Source organism: Corynebacterium rouxii (assembly GCF_902702935.1).
Classification (GTDB): Bacteria; Actinomycetota; Actinomycetes; order Mycobacteriales; family Mycobacteriaceae; genus Corynebacterium; species Corynebacterium rouxii.
The window spans coordinates 1415364-1431448 of record NZ_LR738855.1 but is presented as its reverse complement, the minus strand read 5'-3'; the positions used below and the strand labels follow the sequence as shown (position 1 = coordinate 1431448).

14 protein-coding genes, 5 tRNA genes and 1 pseudogene are annotated in these 16085 nt (G+C 47.7%); 11 read left to right on the top strand and 9 right to left on the bottom strand.

Annotated features, from left to right (window positions below; translation table 11 throughout):
* Positions 1–163: 163 nt before the first annotated feature.
* Positions 164–457: a DUF4193 domain-containing protein gene (locus CIP100161_RS07135; RefSeq protein WP_003851778.1), complete on the top strand. Its 294-nt coding sequence runs from the start codon at positions 164–166 to the stop codon at positions 455–457.
* A gap of 35 nt (positions 458–492) precedes the next feature.
* On the opposite strand, the gene CIP100161_RS07130 is transcribed toward CIP100161_RS07135, so the two are convergent.
* On the bottom strand, positions 493–1005 hold the full coding sequence (locus CIP100161_RS07130) for a DUF3093 domain-containing protein (protein ID WP_155873137.1): 513 nt from the start codon (positions 1003–1005) through the stop codon (positions 493–495).
* A 142-nt stretch (positions 1006–1147) separates the two neighbouring features.
* On the opposite strand from CIP100161_RS07130, the gene dut reads away from it, so the two are divergent.
* From dut to dxs, 4 genes are all read left to right on the top strand, one after another.
* Positions 1148–1606, top strand: a complete 459-nt coding sequence (dut, locus tag CIP100161_RS07125; RefSeq protein WP_155873136.1) for a dUTP diphosphatase — start codon at positions 1148–1150, stop codon at positions 1604–1606.
* A gap of 58 nt (positions 1607–1664) precedes the next feature.
* Positions 1665–2402, top strand: a complete 738-nt coding sequence (locus CIP100161_RS07120; protein ID WP_155873134.1) for a DUF3710 domain-containing protein — start codon at positions 1665–1667, stop codon at positions 2400–2402.
* A 299-nt stretch (positions 2403–2701) separates the two neighbouring features.
* Complete coding sequence (locus CIP100161_RS07115) at positions 2702–3967, top strand: class I SAM-dependent RNA methyltransferase (protein WP_155873132.1); 1266 nt, start codon at positions 2702–2704, stop codon at positions 3965–3967.
* 208 nt (positions 3968–4175) lie between these two features.
* Positions 4176–6083: a 1-deoxy-D-xylulose-5-phosphate synthase gene (dxs, locus tag CIP100161_RS07110; RefSeq protein ID WP_174775775.1), complete on the top strand. Its 1908-nt coding sequence runs from the start codon at positions 4176–4178 to the stop codon at positions 6081–6083.
* A gap of 61 nt (positions 6084–6144) precedes the next feature.
* On the opposite strand, the pseudogene CIP100161_RS07105 reads toward dxs, so the two are convergent.
* Together CIP100161_RS07105 and CIP100161_RS07100 are read right to left on the bottom strand one after the other, a co-directional pair.
* Positions 6145–7369, bottom strand: a pseudogene (locus CIP100161_RS07105) (HRDC domain-containing protein).
* Between the two features lie 17 nt (positions 7370–7386).
* Complete coding sequence (locus tag CIP100161_RS07100; RefSeq protein WP_155873126.1) at positions 7387–7986, bottom strand: DUF3000 domain-containing protein; 600 nt, start codon at positions 7984–7986, stop codon at positions 7387–7389.
* Positions 7987–8193: 207 nt separating this feature from the next.
* Here CIP100161_RS07100 and hemQ point away from each other — a divergent pair, with 207 nt between their 5' ends.
* Complete coding sequence (gene hemQ, locus CIP100161_RS07095) at positions 8194–8898, top strand: hydrogen peroxide-dependent heme synthase (protein ID WP_155873124.1); 705 nt, start codon at positions 8194–8196, stop codon at positions 8896–8898.
* Positions 8899–8976: 78 nt separating this feature from the next.
* Here the strand turns inward: hemQ and msrB are convergent, their stop codons facing one another.
* From msrB to CIP100161_RS07065, 6 genes are all read right to left on the bottom strand, one after another.
* Positions 8977–9387, bottom strand: a complete 411-nt coding sequence (gene msrB, locus CIP100161_RS07090; protein WP_155873122.1) for a peptide-methionine (R)-S-oxide reductase MsrB — start codon at positions 9385–9387, stop codon at positions 8977–8979.
* A gap of 462 nt (positions 9388–9849) precedes the next feature.
* On the bottom strand, positions 9850–10155 hold the full coding sequence (locus CIP100161_RS12165; protein ID WP_232053123.1) for a dihydrofolate reductase family protein: 306 nt from the start codon (positions 10153–10155) through the stop codon (positions 9850–9852).
* A 54-nt stretch (positions 10156–10209) separates the two neighbouring features.
* Positions 10210–10282 (bottom strand) — tRNA-Gly (locus CIP100161_RS07080).
* Between the two features lie 33 nt (positions 10283–10315).
* A tRNA-Val gene (locus CIP100161_RS07075) sits at positions 10316–10387 on the bottom strand.
* A 7-nt stretch (positions 10388–10394) separates the two neighbouring features.
* Positions 10395–10465, bottom strand: a tRNA-Cys gene (locus tag CIP100161_RS07070).
* Positions 10466–10503: 38 nt separating this feature from the next.
* Positions 10504–10576: transfer RNA gene (locus CIP100161_RS07065), tRNA-Gly, on the bottom strand.
* Positions 10577–10849: 273 nt separating this feature from the next.
* On the opposite strand from CIP100161_RS07065, the gene CIP100161_RS07060 reads away from it, so the two are divergent.
* The 5 genes from CIP100161_RS07060 (at position 10850) to thrS (ending at position 15945) form a co-directional block, all read left to right on the top strand.
* Positions 10850–10921 (top strand) — tRNA-Val (locus CIP100161_RS07060).
* Between the two features lie 266 nt (positions 10922–11187).
* A complete protein-coding gene (locus CIP100161_RS07055) occupies positions 11188–11754 on the top strand; it encodes a copper resistance CopC family protein (protein ID WP_155874557.1) in 567 nt (188 codons plus the stop codon).
* A gap of 9 nt (positions 11755–11763) precedes the next feature.
* Entirely contained in the window at positions 11764–12378 is a 615-nt protein-coding gene (locus tag CIP100161_RS07050; protein WP_155873120.1) for a copper chaperone PCu(A)C, read from the top strand.
* 44 nt (positions 12379–12422) lie between these two features.
* Positions 12423–13694 carry a Dyp-type peroxidase gene (locus CIP100161_RS07045; protein ID WP_155873118.1) on the top strand — a complete coding sequence of 424 codons (1272 nt, stop codon included), beginning with the start codon at positions 12423–12425 and terminating at the stop codon, positions 13692–13694.
* A 187-nt stretch (positions 13695–13881) separates the two neighbouring features.
* The gene (gene thrS, locus CIP100161_RS07040) at positions 13882–15945 is read left to right on the top strand and encodes a threonine--tRNA ligase (RefSeq protein ID WP_155873116.1); all 2064 of its coding nucleotides are present in this window, start codon (positions 13882–13884) and stop codon (positions 15943–15945) included.
* Positions 15946–16085 lie beyond the last annotated feature (140 nt).

The following is a 16085-nucleotide window of genomic DNA, read 5'->3' as shown; positions in this document are numbered from 1 at the left end:
TTTGCTACCCCCACTGGAGACGCATGGATCGTGGAGGTGACAATCCCAAAAAACTCACTTAATATGCGCCTCGAAGAAAGCCACAAAAGCGATCGAGCCAGCCCCCTTATTAACAATGCTTTGATCGCTTTTTCCTGACACAACGTATAAGGATGAGTGCCCCATGGCCACTGATTATGATGCACCTCGTCGTCGAGAAGAAGATGAGATGGAATCTGATTCTCTCGAAGGACTAAAAGCCGCGGAATCTAACAAAAACGATATGGACGACGATGGAGAGATCGTCGAGCCTTTTGAATTGCCTGCGGTTGATCTTAGCGGTGAAGAACTCAATGTCACCGTGATTCCTCGCCAAGCAGATGAATTCACGTGCTCTGAGTGTTTCCTCGTGCAGCGTAATAATCGGATCGATCATGTAGAAGATGATGGGTCTGTTGTGTGTAAAGACTGCGCATAGCAAAATGGAGCTGCTTTTGTGCAGCTCCATTTTTGTTATCGAGATGGATGTTGATGTGGCAAAAATGCATGAAGTAGTGTTTCGGGGTCCTTGGAAGAAACGAGCCAATAGGGCGTAGGGTCGTCATCATCATTTAGGACCAGCATCACCATCTCAGGTACCCATTCATGTGAGACCACAAAAGCGCTGGGGTCTAGTTGGCGCCCCATTGCATTTCTTTTTGCAGTTGCGGGGACCATCATCGATCGCGAAACTACCGAATCAGGTAGATTCGCATCGCCAGCAACCAACCAACGGGTACCATCTGGATCAACTTCGACTGCAATTCTGGTTTTGGAAAGCGACAACAATACCCATACTGCCACTGCCGTAAGAAGGACCGCAGGGGCATACAGCCACAATGCGGAACGGTTCATAGCAAGTTGTGCAGTAATTAACGCTACAACGAATGCGCCGAGTAACCACCAGTGCCATGGAACCCATTGTTTTTCGGAATAAATAACCGATGTATCTGCAGCTGATCCAGCACTAGAATTTTGGGAAGTCACAACTCGATAGTCTACTTATGCTGGCAACAATAGCCAACGACACTTTCTGAACTTAGAAGCAACCTTTGTTATCTTGATAGTTCGTTATAACTCGTATTAGTTAAAGTTCGACTGCTCAAGCTGAACGTAAGGAAGATACCGTATGGAAAACGATCACGAAAAGCCAAGTATGGTGGCAATTCAGCGATTAGACCCTGAGCTTCCGCTGCCGGTTCGCAAGCACTGCGGTGACGCCGGCGCTGATCTATTTTCGGCTGAAAGTGTCACAATCGAACCAGGACATCGGATTCTTGTCGGAACTGGCATAGCGATTGCACTGCCAATAGGTACTGTTGGCCTTATTCACCCTCGTTCTGGTCGTGCTTTGAAAGAAGGTCTGAGTATCGTCAATACTCCAGGTACTATTGATGCTGATTATCGCGGTGAGATTAAAGTTTGCCTGATTAATTTGGATCCCACGACTCCCATTCACATTGAGCGAGGGGAAAGGATTGCACAATTACTGGTGCAAAAGGTTGAGCTGGTCGATTTCTGCGAAGTTGAAACATTGTCAGAAACCGAGCGTGGTATCAACGGTTACGGATCTACTGGAGTTAACTGAGACTAGAATCTGTGAAGCAACACCAAAACTTCTTTAACAATCAACCAATGGAGTAATTATGTGGCCTTTTAAACGCCAAAATGGTGATTCTGACCATGATGAAAATAATCATGAGGCAGCTGCTGTACAGCGGGGCGTCGATACGCAAAAAAAAGTCACTCAAACTGATGCAGATTCACCTGACCCAATTCACGATGCAATTTCAGGGGAAACTGGTCCCTTTGATGCTGATTCCGTGAATATTGAGGATTTTGATTTCTCCGATTTTGCAGGCGGCATTCTCAACCTCGGGTCACTTCTTGTACCCTTGCCAAAGACATCAGAAGTCCAAGTGGAAATGGGACCAGATGGACCCAAAATGCTTCACATTTTGACTCAATTCGGTCGTATTACTCCCGTAGCGTTTGCTGCCCCTAAGGCGCCAGGTCAGTGGCGCTCCGCAACCCAAGAAATTGCTGAAGGAATGCGTGCTGACAATCTTGATGTCGATTTCCAACAAGGGCCGTGGGGGCGCGAGATCGTAGGAACCTCCGATGACGGCAACGGTGTGATCCGAATTATTGGTGTTGATGGACCTCGATGGATGCTACGAGTTACTTTGGCAGCGCCATCGGAAAGCGCTGAGCGTATGGCTGAATTGGGTCGAGAGGTTGTAGCGCGTACGTTTGTTCGCCGCGGAAATGAGCCAATTTTGGCGGGAAGTAGTCTTCCAGTAGCTTTGCCACAACCATTGGCAGAACAGGTCCAACAGGAAATGATGCGGCGAGCTGAACAGCAAGCAACTCCAATTGAATAAAACTTAATTTAGATATTGTTTGTGAATTACGTATCAGGCGAAACCAAGAACGATCGAATCACTGGGGATTTAAGTTTCGCAGAGTTTTCTCGTTAAACCTCGGCAGCTATTGGGTCTGAGTAAGTTCTTAGTGGTCAAGATGGATTTCGGATACGAAGAGACGTTCACAAATTGATCGAAATTTCTTACCCGAGTAGTTGCAAAACTGATGTATTTTATGGTGATACGCGCCAATCAGGCGGTCAATGACTTCTTAGATTCGACGTCCACCGCTCCACTAGACGAAGAAAAAGAACGATATGACAAAGGACAAGCAAGGCATTGAACGCGGAAGCGTTATAGATGTTGAAATTCTTAATGCTGCACATGGCGGACAGGGAATTGCCAAATACGATGGACGAGTAATATTCGTGAAAGGCGCTTTCCCAGGGGATCGACTCAGCGCAAATATCACTCATGTGAAAAAGAAGTTTGCTCGGGCTACCATCGCGTCGATCGAGATGCCCTCACCGCTTCGAAGGCAGCAACGATGCCTAGCTGCTGCGAATGGTGCTGGCTGCTGTGATTTTGGTGAATTGGATCCAGAAATTGAGGGCCGGTACAAAGCTGATTTAGTTCTTGAACAATTGGAGAGGCTCGGAAAGGTCTCACAGCCTCCTTCCTGTGAAGTTGTATCATTCGGTTCTCCTACTCAGTGGCGAACCCGCATGCGTTTAGGTGTTGATGCTCAGGGCAGAGCAGGGGGATTCGCAGGTCAGTCACGTGAAGTCGTTTCAGGAGTGCCATGTAGTCAAGGCGTAATGGGGTTGCTTGCTGGCATAGTAGGTCCGGAACAGAATGTATTACGTTTTACCCCAGGATCTCAAGTAGTGGTTGTTCGTGATGATCTCGGTCAGCGCACTGTCGTTGAGACTCAACCAGCGCCCCGCGGTAAACGTACCGAGTCGATGATAAAAGTCGTAGAGGGTACTGGCAAAGTTTCCCAAGTTATTGATGGCGTAACATTTGAACTCCCTGCAACTGGATTTTGGCAAGCTCACAAAGATGCGGCTCAAGCATATGCAGATACCATTCGCGAATGGTTTGGATCTCTAATAATTCGGAATACAGAGTCGTCACTGGTGGCGTGGGATCTCTATGGCGGATGTGGTTCTTTTGCTTCGGCGATTTTATCGGCAGTTGATAATCGTGGTGTTGTCCATTGTGTAGAAAGTGCGCCGGCTGCAGTTTCGGCTGGCAAACGAGCTCTTTCTCAACTAGTGGAGGATCAAAAAATAGTTTTCTACACGGCAACAGTTGAGCAGGCCATGAATCAACTGCCTGCCCCTACTCTCGTTGTATTAGATCCACCCAGAGTAGGAGCTGGTGCTGAAACAGTACGAGCGATTGCACAATCGGGACCACAAGCTGCAATACACATCGGTTGTGACCCTGCCACGTTTGCTCGTGACATCGCCGAATGGAACCGAAACGGTTTTATGTTGGAAAAACTGCGTGTATTCGATGCGTTTCCCGGTACGCATCACTGCGAAACCATCGGTTTATTAACAAAGAAAACTAATTAGATTAGAGGGACTTTGCTGCTAGAGTCTTGGCAGTGCGTTACGCAGAGTACACTTGTTGTCAAGACTTTATTCGATGTCTTTGATCTTTCTATTGTCTTTTTGCATAGCAAGGCACTGGTAGTCAAAGCTGTTGGATTTTCGCGCAGTTGAGTCTGTGCCTGATCTGTAAACCGCCAGTATTTTTATGAAAGGGTGCAACTCAACGCGCATGAGCATTCTTGAGCACATCTCGTCACCTGCCGATGTCAAAAATTTAAGCTACGAACAATTAGATACATTAGCGAGCGAGATCCGCGAATTTTTAGTGGAAAAGGTTTCGGCGACTGGAGGCCACTTAGGTCCGAACCTTGGGGTGGTCGAACTGACACTCGCAATACATCGTGTATTTTCTTCACCAAGTGATCCCATCATTTTTGATACCTCGCACCAGTCCTACGTTCATAAGATTTTGACAGGTCGTGCAGGAGCTTTCGATACCCTTCGCCAAAAAGATGGATTGTCTGGATATACTTCTCGCGCTGAAAGCAACCATGATTGGACTGAATCATCGCATGCGTCAGCTTCGTTATCGTATGCGGATGGATTGGCGAAGGCTTTCCAACTAAAAGGCGAAAAAGCTCGAAATGTGGTTGCAGTCGTCGGTGATGGCGCTCTAACTGGTGGTATGTGTTGGGAGGCCTTAAACAATATTGCAACTGGGACCGAGCGCAATGTTGTGGTGGTGGTCAATGACAATGGGCGAAGCTATTCGCCGACTATTGGCGGTTTTGCGGATAATTTAGCGGCGCTTCGGATGAAACCAAGCTATGACCGCGTGATGGAGCAAGGTAAAACTACTCTTAAATCTTTAGGGTGGGTAGGCGAGCGTACATTTGAAGCTCTTCATGCTTTTAAAGAAGGCGTGAAGTCAAGTGTCATCCCTACAGAGATGTTCCCAGAATTGGGCATGAAGTATATTGGTCCAGTTAATGGACATAATACGAAAGCTGTAGAGGCCGCGTTACGCTATGGACGAGACCATAAAGGTCCTCTGATTGTTCATGTGGTGACAGAAAAGGGCAAAGGATATGCCCCTGCTGAAAATGACGTAGCTGAATTGATGCACTCGACGGGTGTTATCAATCCGAAGACCGGTGAACCAGTGGGTACTAAGAGCCCCGGATGGACATCAGTTTTTAGTAAAGAACTCGTAAAGGCTGGAGAGACGCGCAAAGATATTGTTGCAATCACGGCTGCCATGGCTGGACCGACAGGGCTTTCTGCCTTTGGTGAGAAATTCCCTGATCGATTGTTTGACGTTGGAATCGCAGAGCAACATGCTATGACGTCTGCTGCTGGTTTGGCGCTAGGCGGTCTCCATCCAGTCGTTGCTATCTATTCGACATTTCTCAATAGAGCATTTGATCAATTACTCATGGATGTCGGTTTGCTCAATCTTCCGGTGACGATCGTTCTGGATCGTGCGGGAGTTACCGGCTCCGATGGCGCAAGTCACAATGGTGTTTGGGATTTTGCAGTAGCTGGGATCGTACCAGGTATCCGAATTGCGGCACCGCGTGATGACGAGAACCTCAAGGAGTTGTTCGCTGAAGCACTCACTATTGATTCTCCAACGGTTGTGAGGTTCCCTAAGGGAGAACTGCCGCCTCGGCTGACTGCGCAGCAGCGTTTCGACGATGGTGCGGAACTATTGCATTATTCCGATTCGGATCATGAGGATTTGACACCGAGCATTTTAGTAATTGCCGTTGGCTCTCTCGTTCCATCTGTTATGGAAATTGTGTCCGACATTGAAGAGTGCGGTTGTAATGTGACTGTGGTTGATCCACGATGGGCCGTACCTGTCGCGCCATCAATCGTGGGATTAGCAGCAGATCATGATCTTGTTGTAACGGTCGAAGATGGCATTATTCATGGCGGAGTGGGCGCTATGATTAATGAGGCGCTTAATGCCTCTGAGATTGATGTACCGGTTCGAAATTTGGCATTTCCTGAGGTGTTCCCAGAACATCAAAGCAGGAATCAACTACTTGATGCTGTGGGCTTGTCTCCTCGAGGCATAAAGACTCAAATTATCACCGCTGCAGAATCGCTTTTTCTTTTAGACAAAGAATAGCTTCTGCAAATAGGGAGGGCCTTCGTTTCTCAGAATGTAGGCCCTCCCCCTTGGATTTTATCTATGAAGCGTACTCAATCTTTATTGAGTGCATTTGTGATGACTGCTGCGCTGTTGTCAATTTGCCAAGGTCGTGCTTCTAACCTTATCAGGCATTCAATCACATCGTTTTGTGATATCGGTCGTGGTACATCGCGTAGCTGCCAGCATAATTCTTTGACCGACTGCGGTTGCATGAGATTTTCTGCTGGAAGATTTAAAAGTAGCGCCTTTTCAACGATGGAATTTTTTACCTCTTCGAAGTCTTCTAGAGATCTGGGATGAATCTTTTCCCAGACGTATTTTGATGGTAATTGGTTCTCATCGAATTGCGATTTGCGTGGCCAGGTACGTGGATCGGATTCCAAAACATCGTTGATCGTCGGCATCCAACGAGCGATCCGCTTACGGTACTGTTTAGGAATCTCTGAGGCGCGTAGTGCAGCTTGTGAGTTGCGAGGTGGACGCTGTGCAACGGAAATCAGTACTTTGTCCGGTAACAAGCGAGATACGGATGTATCTTTCATGCGAGCTTCATCGTCACGTAACTCCCAGAGGGCTTCAGCAACGACTAGCTGCCGAGGTCGGGTCAGACGGCTGACTCCTTTGATATCTTGCCAGCTACGCTGTGTATCCAAGCCATGACTGCTTGTATTTATGAGATGAGCACATTCCTGCTCATGCCATTCTAATTTTCCATGAGCATCAAGTAGGAGTTTCATGGATTCTGCAAGCGGAAGGAGCTTCTCGACGTCTAGCGCTGCATAAACAAGCCAACTGTGGGGAAGTGGACGACGTGACCAGTCTTCGGCACCGTGTGCTTTTTTGAGGGTAACTTCTAAGCGTTCTTCGAGCATGGACGCTAAATTAACTCGGGGTAATCCTGCTAGTCTTCCTGCTAATTCAGTATCGAAAATCGTACTGGGGTAGAAACCTAACTCGGAAAGACAAGGAAGATCTGTTGCTGCGGCATGGATAATCCACGGTTGATTGTTTATCACCTTGCCTAACACAGATGTGACTAGGCGTCGATTAGCTTCTGGGTCGATAAGTACCGTGCCGCTTCCTTCGCGACGAATCTGTAAGAGATAAGCGCGGTCATCATAACGATACGCTCCAGCGCGTTCAGTATCTATTGCGAAGGGGCCAGTGCCCTGCGACAGCTGATAAGCTGCTTCGTAAATTGACCGAGAAGTTGCAGCGAGTGGGGGTAATCCCTCGCTCGGTTGAGTGACTAAAAGTGCCATAGCAGTAAAAGTTTAGGTTATCGGGAGATGCTTGTCGTACCCTCGGGAGGCAGTCCGGCTACATTTGCTAATACTTGAGCAAAAGCTGATACATGAGGTGCAAGATCAATTGTTGCCGCTGTCCAAGATGCGCGCATTTCAACTTGATATGCACGAGGAGGTCCACCAATTTCGCCAAAGCGAACTGATGCTGTAGCAGTTACAGTTCCTCCGAGATTCGTGTGATCAGCATGGGTTTTATCTAAAGCTTCTGTAAGCCAGTGCCAAGCGACGTCGGGTAAAAGTGGATCATTTGCAACAGATGCATCCATATCGGCTTGAATGTAAGCAACTAATCGCATCGATCCGTCCCAAGATTCGTCTGATGACGGGTCGTGGAGGAGGATAAGCCGGCCGAAGGCGTCACCTTGCGAATCATCTGACAAAGCGCCGGTGACCTCCAGTCCCACTGCGTGGCTAAAAGGAGCTAGCCGTTGCGGTGGACGGATCGTGCCTAAGGAGATCTCTGGCCGGAGCCTAGCCTTGTGCATCGATTCCACGGCGTCCATAAAATCCTGAGGGATGGATTCGTGAGAGCTTTCTGAGGCAATAATGGGCATTGCTTGGTTTTCAGTCACATCGCACAACCTAATAAGGTCGGCTCGAGTTTGGGCGGAGGCGCGCCGATTTTTAGCGGAACGTTGTTACTTCAGGGGAATAAACTTTGACCAAGTTGTGGATCAAACTTAGGATGGATAAGTGAATTGGTCAAAAGGCGAATTCGATCCAAAGTCGGTGTAGTGGTTGAGCACCGGGAGTTCTAGGTTAAGATAGGCAGATGATACATGGCTGAGAAGCTCAATTTCGAAGAATTAAATAGCATGCAGCGTTATTCGCAGTTTGCTGTTTTCCGTGCGATTCCTGGTGCGTTGGGAACCGATCGTGCAGAAATCATTGCTCAAGCCCAAAGCTTTTTTGACGACCTAGGGACTACTGGGAGAGTGGAAGTTCGTGGGATTTACGACCTAGCAGGTTGTCGTGCGGAAGCGGACTTCATGATTTGGTGGATTGCTGAAGAATTTGAAGAAATTCAAGACGCTTTTGCTCGGTTCCGGAGAGAAACCGTGCTGGGACAAGTCTCTGAAGTTGCATGGTTGGGTAACTCCCTTCATCGGCCAGCGGAGTTTAATCGCTCCCACCTTCCATCCTTTATCATGGGGGAGAAGCCAGGGGATTGGATTACGGTGTATCCATTTGTGCGTTCTTACGATTGGTACATCATGGATCCACAAAAGCGTCGCAAAATTCTAGCTGAGCATGGGCAAGCCGCACGAGACTTCCCAGACGTGCGTGCAAACACCGTTCCAGCGTTTGCGCTTGGTGACTATGAGTGGATGCTTGCATTCGAAGCGCCTCGGCTCGATCGGATTGTAGATCTCATGCATAAGATGCGTTACACGGAGGCCCGTCTTCATGTTCGTGAAGAAACCCCATTTTTTACGGGGCGTCGGGTGTCTGAGGTGTCAGAACTCGTCAACGTTTTGCCGTAGTAAAGGCTATTAAAAGCGTGGGGTCAGCAGCATTCGAACTGCTGGCCCCACGCTTTTAAATGAATGAAATTTAGTTCCTTAGCTTTCTTCTGCAGGAGTTAGTGTTAAGCACACTGAGTTAATGCAATAGCGCAGATCTGTGGGGGTATCGTAACCTTCACCTGCAAAGACATGCCCTAAATGGGATTCGCAATTTGCACAGATTACTTCAGTGCGGACCATCCCATGAGAGGTGTCTGTGCGCTCTATAACCTTATCGCCGGCTAATGGTGAGAAAAAAGAAGGCCATCCGCAATGGGAATTGAACTTTTCTGTTGATCGAAAAAGTTCAATACCACAAGCACGACATGAATAGACACCTTCGGTGGTGGTGTTGGTGTATTCCCCAGTGTGCGGTGCTTCGGTACCTGCTTCTCGCAAAACACGGTACTCTTCGCTGCTGAGTCGTTGGCGCCATTCGGCGTCGGTGATCAATTTAAAATTTGTCATCGTTTGTCCTTAGCTCGTCGGAACTGTGTATTGGCTATAACTCATGAGTTGAAGTATTTATTGCCTAGGATTCTCTAATGTGTCGTGAATTACTTTATAGCGTGAAAATATTAAACCATTAGGAGAAGAAGATAGCTTTTCTAGCTCAAGGCGTGTAGTAACAGGAGCGTCAGATATTTCTCCGAAAGGGGGGTCTACGGGAAAAATGATATTTGGGGCGATCGTTAAATAAATACGATCGACCTTTAGTGAGCTCGTTGTCGGCGGTGCTACGATGACCTCTACTCCTAGGTCAATTAGCTTTTTGTAAGCGCCGTTTCCATTGTTCGGAACTGTTGACGGGTTGTTGAGTTATGGCAAATGGGGATAATTCCGACGGTAGGTGAGGGGAGAATAGCTCGGATGAGAAGGTGAAATGTAAAGATCTGCTCAAAAGCACGAGTTTAGGCAAGCTGTGGCAGCCTAACTTTTGTCTTTGGGTCTTAATGCTGTTTGGAGTCTTGCAGGACCATATTTTTCTTTCCGTGCAGTTTCGGCGCCCACAATGATGGCATCTGCCCATCCGCGTAGTTGTAGTAGTTGTATTAGTAACTCTGCATCTGTTTGGTCGCCCAGCGAACCGGAGACTTCCGATAAAGTTGCTGAACCATTAATAGATGTAATCGCAATGGCGCGGCATTCTGGTTCGTCGATTGTAGTGGCAGGCAGAGCTGAATAAACAATCCGTTCGATTGCCTCTGTATTGGAAAAGGTAGAGTCACGCTGCATGCAAGTTAACACTACTAGGAAAATAAAAAAACCGGCGTTAAGCCGGTTTAGTTGAGCGGATGACGAGACTCGAACTCGCGACCCTCACCTTGGCAAGGTGATGCGCTACCAACTGCGCTACATCCGCATGTTTTCGTTTAAAGCCTGAAAACAAGGCTTGTGCGCGATACTGGGATTGAACCAGTGACCTCTTCCGTGTCAGGGAAGCGCTCTCCCGCTGAGCTAAACGCGCGAGTATGAGGTGGAAACGGGAATCGAACCCGTGTGCACGGTTTTGCAGACCGTTGCCTCACCACTCGGCCATTCCACCGTGGCGTTGCCGCCTCGGAAGGTACTTAAAAATACCAGAGCGGATGACGAGACTCGAACTCGCGACCCTCACCTTGGCAAGGTGATGCGCTACCAACTGCGCTACATCCGCATACAACCTGTGTTGCGAGATGAAACTCTAGCCGGATGTTACGGTTTAGTGCAAATCCGCAGTTGGTGGGGTGAAAACTGACGAGGTAAGTCTGTGGGTATATCTACTAAGTATGGTTACTTCGTGTCGTTAAAAGGTTCGGCGGCGGTTTATTGTCTCTTATTGTCTCGAGTTAAAAGAGACGGGAGTGCGTTGTACTGCGTTCTATATAGAGATTGGGTTTTTGGTGAGGATCGTGCTACATTGATCTTCGTTCGATGATGATTCGAAGCTGGTCCTATGGCTCAGTGGAAGAGCGTTCCGTTCACACCGGAAAGGTCGCTGGTTCGATCCCAGCTAGGACCACACAATTCGAATCCCCACACTATTTGGTGTGGGGATTTTTCTATTAGCTAAGTCTGGGGGATGTATGGGGCTACATTGCTATTCTTAGCGGAATAGGTCTTCTTAGATTTTTGAATGTTGTCCAACCAATTCGGGGTTGTGAAAAATATGACTTGGTTTGGAACTTTTTCAATTCTCTGAACGACTTGTATTGCAGGCTTTGAATTTTAATAATTTTTGAGTCTGCGATAGTAGTGTCGATTTCCCCTGATGTGAGTGGTGAATTTGTGAAGAGTCAATGTGTACGTAGCACGTGGCGGGGCGTTAAATTCGCTTCTATAGGCGTGTTAACAAGTCTTTTTTTGCTTCAGCAAACCGCTTTTGCTCACGACGTTGTGATTTCTTCTAATCCGCAAGATGGTGCAAAAGTAACGGAATTCCCGACAACCGTTGAACTGACCTTTTCGGGTATCCCTAAAAAAGATTTCAATACAGTTGCATTGAGTCGGAAATCTGATTCGACAGTCTTGTATCGGGGTGAGCCTCATCTTGATGGTCAGGTAGTGAGCTTCACATTGCCTTCGAATATTGAAAAACAAGCGGGTGAGTATCTAATTGGTTTTCAGATCACTTCATCGGATGGGCACTCCACCAAAGGGCGAACCACATTCACTTATGTTGATCCTTCACAAGTAAACGGTTCTAGTGAAGTCTCGGCAGGAGGTGAATTGAAATCCACCACCTCTGAAGGGCTGAGGTCGGCGACTACTTTCGCCGCAGGCGGGATCGCATTAATTGCACTAGCTATTGTTTCTATTTTTTTAGTTGCACGACGTAACTCCCAGAAAGGATAATAATTAATTATGTCTACTTCTCATCGCATTAAGGGCGCTATTGCAGTTTTTGCCATGGCTTCTATCGCTTTGACGGCTTGTTCTAACTCTCAATCTGATTCTGAGAAAAAGGTCGATACCGCATCATCCGCTGCGGCGGCGGCTTCCGAAACGAACTCTATGAGCATGGGCGCCGATTCTGTCATGATGATGAACCCATATGTTCGCTCCATGGAAGACGGAAAATCCATGACCGGTATTTTTGGTGAGATTATGAACCACTCTGACAAGGATGTCACGGTTGTGGGATTTAGTTCTTCCATTAACGCCAAGATGAATCAACTTCATGAGGTCGTTGACGGGGTCATGAAAGAAAAAGAAGGCGGATTTGTAATTCCTGCTGGCGGAACCTACACCTTGGAGCCAGGCAAAGATCATATGATGCTCATGGGCGTCGATAAGCCAGTTGCTGCTGGTGACACTGTCTCCGTCACGCTTGAACTATCTGATGGCGCCTCAGTTGACGTTAAGGATATTCCAGTTCGAAAGCTGGGGGCTGGTGATGAAAACTATGGGGCAGACGGTGCAGTGCACATGGATCACGGAACCAGTGAGACAATGAAGCACGATCATAGCCATAAATAAAAATTAAGTCGTTGAATCTCTAGTTGAGGAAAAGGTTACTGAAAATGGCCGCAACTCCACGTTTCACTGTTAAATCACTAGGCGAAAATCTTAAGATGAGTCGTCGTGGATTTCTTACCGGTACAGCCGGAGTTGCAGCCGCAGGGGCATTGAGTGCGTGCACGGAGTCTGTGCATGATGTGAATGCTGTGGACGCAGATCAAACAGTTGCCCAAGAAATAGAGCCATTCGACGGTATCCATCAATCTGGAATTGCCACTCCTGCACAGGCACATCTTATCGTGCTGGGGCTTAATTGCCGTGCGGGAGTGGATTCTGCTGCAGTGCGACGTTTGCTAACCCTGTGGACCGAGGATGCTCGGGAATTGACTCAGGCGCGAAACCCAGTTGGTAGCCTTGAACCCGAAATGACTTCGTCACCTTCACGCTTGACAGTCACTGCTGGCGCTGGCGCACGGCTATTCGATATTCTCGGCAAACCCGAAATGAAGCCTGCATGGCTTAAAGATATTCCAGTCTTTTCTAAAGACAGGCTTGATCCGCGTTGGGGACAAACTGATCTTGTACTGCAGATTTGTTCAGATGATCCAATGACTGCAGCTTTCGTCATGCGGCATATGACCCGATCAGGATCCGATTACGCTGAAGTTAAATGGGTTCAGCAGGGATTTTTAAACGCTCGGGGCACTTTGCAAAAGGGTGAAACTCCGCGAAATCTATTTGGCCAAAAAGACGGCACCATTAATCCGCATACAGCTGAAGATTTTGACCAGCAGGTTTGGATTGATGATGCAGATGATTCTCCACGCTGGATGCGCGGTGGAACGTGCATGGTTGTTCGGCGTATTTCGATGAACTTAGATACTTGGGAGCGTCTGGATCGTCAGTCCAGAGAGGTAGTAGTTGGACGCGATCTCGTAGAAGGAGCCCCACTTAGCGGTGGAAAAGAGCACGATTCTGCTGACTATGAGGCGGTTGATGAATATGGTCTTCCGAAGATTGATGCCCGTTCCCACATGGCATTAGCAACGGCACCTTCAGATTTGCCTAATCAGAGACTCCTTCGGCGTGCTTATACTTACAATGAGACTCCGATGGCTGGTTCCGATCAGTTATCGAATGCCGGCCTTGTGTTTTGTTGTTTCCAAAAGGATCCGCGTAAACAATTCATCCCGATTCAACAGCGCCTAGATGCTAGCGACCGTTTGAATGAGTGGATCAATCATATCGGTTCTGCGGTGTACGCAATTTTCCCAGGTACAGATCAAAAGAAATCGGAATCTTCCATTTGGGGCGCCGCGTTATTCGATTCTTAGTCAATTCGCGGTACTATAAGCAAGAACGCGTCGAAAAGTACCGAGTTTAAATGGATCATAAATGTCCTCGGAATATTTCCGTGGACATTTACTATTTTGACTAGAGAAAATCGGGCTATTGTCGGAACGTTTGAGCGTCCAGGTATGACGCTCAAACATGAGCGCAAGTAAGGAGCGCATTTTTTTAATGGCACATCTCATTGAGGCAGCCCCCAATCCCCATCAGCCTTTCGTTGTGGCTGCAGGCGTTGCGGTCGGTGCTGCTATGCGGGAACTGGAACTTCCTAATAAAGGTCCTGAAGCGATCGTTTGTGTGAAGGATAGTGAAGGCACACTGCGTGATCTGTCTTTTGTGCCTGAGCATGATAGTGAGTTCACTCCAGTTCCTGCTAATACTGAAGATGGACGTACAGTCATCCGCCACTCGTGTACCCATGTGTTGGCTCAAGCGGTTCAAGCGGAATTTCCAGGAACAAAGTTGGGCATTGGCCCAGCGATTGAAAATGGCTTCTACTATGACTTTGATGTTGCAGAGCCATTCACTCCGGAAGATCTTCAAAAGCTTGAGAAGCGAATGAAGAAAATTATCAAGCAAGGGCAAAAATTTGAGCGTCGAACTTTCGCATCGGTTGCCGAAGCTGAAGAAGCTCTAAAGGACGAGCCTTATAAGCTTGAGTTGATTCGCGATAAAGGAAACGTTGATCCAGAATCGGATGAGGCAACCGAGATTGGTGCTGGTGATCTCACAGGTTATTACAATGTCAACCCACGTACAGGTGAAGTGGACTGGTACGATCTGTGCCGCGGCCCCCATGTTCCGACAACCAAGTACATTCCAGCATTTGCGTTGACACGATCATCAGCAGCCTATTGGCGTGGTGATCAATCTCTAGCAGGTTTGCAGCGTATTTATGGCACCGCATGGGAGTCTAAAGAAGCGCTTGAAGAATACCAGCTAATGATGGCCGAGGCTGAAAAACGTGATCATCGTCGACTAGGTGCAGAGCTTGACTTGTTCAGCTTCCCAGATGAAATCGGATCTGGTTTTCCGGTATTCCACCCTAACGGAGGAATTGTTCGTCTTGAGATGGAGGAGCACTCTCGTCGTCGTCATATCAACGCTGGATACTCCTTTGTTAATACCCCCCACATCACCAAAGGTGATCTGTTCAAGAAGTCTGGCCACCTAGATTTCTATGCCGATGGCATGTTCCCTCCTATGCAGCTTGATGGTGAGGTTGACGAAGAAGGAAACGTCGTAAAGCAGGCTCAGGACTACTATGCAAAGCCTATGAACTGCCCGATGCACAACCTCATCTTTGCATCGCGTGGTCGATCCTACCGTGAGCTTCCATTGCGCCTCTTTGAGTTCGGAACGGTTTACCGCTATGAAAAATCTGGCGTAATCCACGGGCTTACTCGTGCACGTGGATTCACTCAAGACGATGCTCACATTTACTGTACTGAGGATCAACTTGAGCAAGAGCTCACATCAGTACTCGATTTCATCATTTCGCTTCTTCGTGACTACGGCTTGGATGACTTTTACCTTGAGCTTTCCACCAAGGATCCGAATAAGTTCGTTGGTTCCGATGAAATTTGGGAAAAATCTACGGCAATTCTGCAGCGTGTAGCAACTAAATCTGGTCTAGAACTCGTTCCAGATCCTGCAGGAGCAGCATTCTATGGACCTAAGATCTCGGTTCAGGCTCGAGACGCCATCGGTAGAACCTGGCAAATGTCGACTGTTCAGCTTGACTTCAATCTCCCAGAGCGATTCAACCTAGAATATACATCTTCCGATGGTTCTAAGAAGCGACCAATCATGATTCACCGTGCGTTGTTTGGCTCAATCGAAAGATTCTTTGGTGTCTTGTTGGAACACTATGCCGGCGCGTTCCCAGCATGGTTGGCTCCTCACCAAGTAATAGGTATTCCAGTGGCAGATTCTTTCTCTGAGCATTTGGAGAAAGTTACAGGACTGCTTCGTGATAAAGGCGTTCGCGCTAGCGTGGATACTTCTGACGATCGTATGCAAAAAAAGATTCGTAATCATACGACGGGTAAGGTTCCATTTATGCTCTTAGCGGGTGCGCGTGATGTTGAGGCTGATGCGGTGAGCTTCCGATTCCTCGACGGCACGCAAGTAAATGGGGTACCTGTGGATAAAGCCATCGACGTGATCATGCAGTGGATCTCTTCGCGAAATAACGAACAACCAAGCGAAGAAACCGTGAAAAAACTGGTGTAATACCCGTTGCCGTGCGTGCTTATGAATTAACCCACGATGTATTCAATGTATACATCGTGGGTTAATCCCTCATTGTGCGCATAAACGAAGTACGGTGTAGTAAGAAATTGAGATAGTTGCAACAGGAAGTTTCAAAATTC

Coding starts and splice junctions, on each gene's coding strand:
- CIP100161_RS12165 (WP_232053123.1), bottom strand. CDS start 10,155: ATGCAGCGTGACTCTACCTTTTCCAATACAGAGGCAATCGAACGGATT.
- CIP100161_RS07050 (WP_155873120.1), top strand. CDS start 11,764: ATGTCTACTTCTCATCGCATTAAGGGCGCTATTGCAGTTTTTGCCATG.
- msrB (WP_155873122.1), bottom strand. CDS start 9,387: ATGACAAATTTTAAATTGATCACCGACGCCGAATGGCGCCAACGACTC.
- CIP100161_RS07045 (WP_155873118.1), top strand. CDS start 12,423: ATGGCCGCAACTCCACGTTTCACTGTTAAATCACTAGGCGAAAATCTT.
- dxs (WP_174775775.1), top strand. CDS start 4,176: ATGAGCATTCTTGAGCACATCTCGTCACCTGCCGATGTCAAAAATTTA.
- CIP100161_RS07135 (WP_003851778.1), top strand. CDS start 164: ATGGCCACTGATTATGATGCACCTCGTCGTCGAGAAGAAGATGAGATG.
- CIP100161_RS07120 (WP_155873134.1), top strand. CDS start 1,665: ATGTGGCCTTTTAAACGCCAAAATGGTGATTCTGACCATGATGAAAAT.
- CIP100161_RS07115 (WP_155873132.1), top strand. CDS start 2,702: ATGACAAAGGACAAGCAAGGCATTGAACGCGGAAGCGTTATAGATGTT.
- dut (WP_155873136.1), top strand. CDS start 1,148: ATGGAAAACGATCACGAAAAGCCAAGTATGGTGGCAATTCAGCGATTA.
- hemQ (WP_155873124.1), top strand. CDS start 8,194: ATGGCTGAGAAGCTCAATTTCGAAGAATTAAATAGCATGCAGCGTTAT.
- thrS (WP_155873116.1), top strand. CDS start 13,882: ATGGCACATCTCATTGAGGCAGCCCCCAATCCCCATCAGCCTTTCGTT.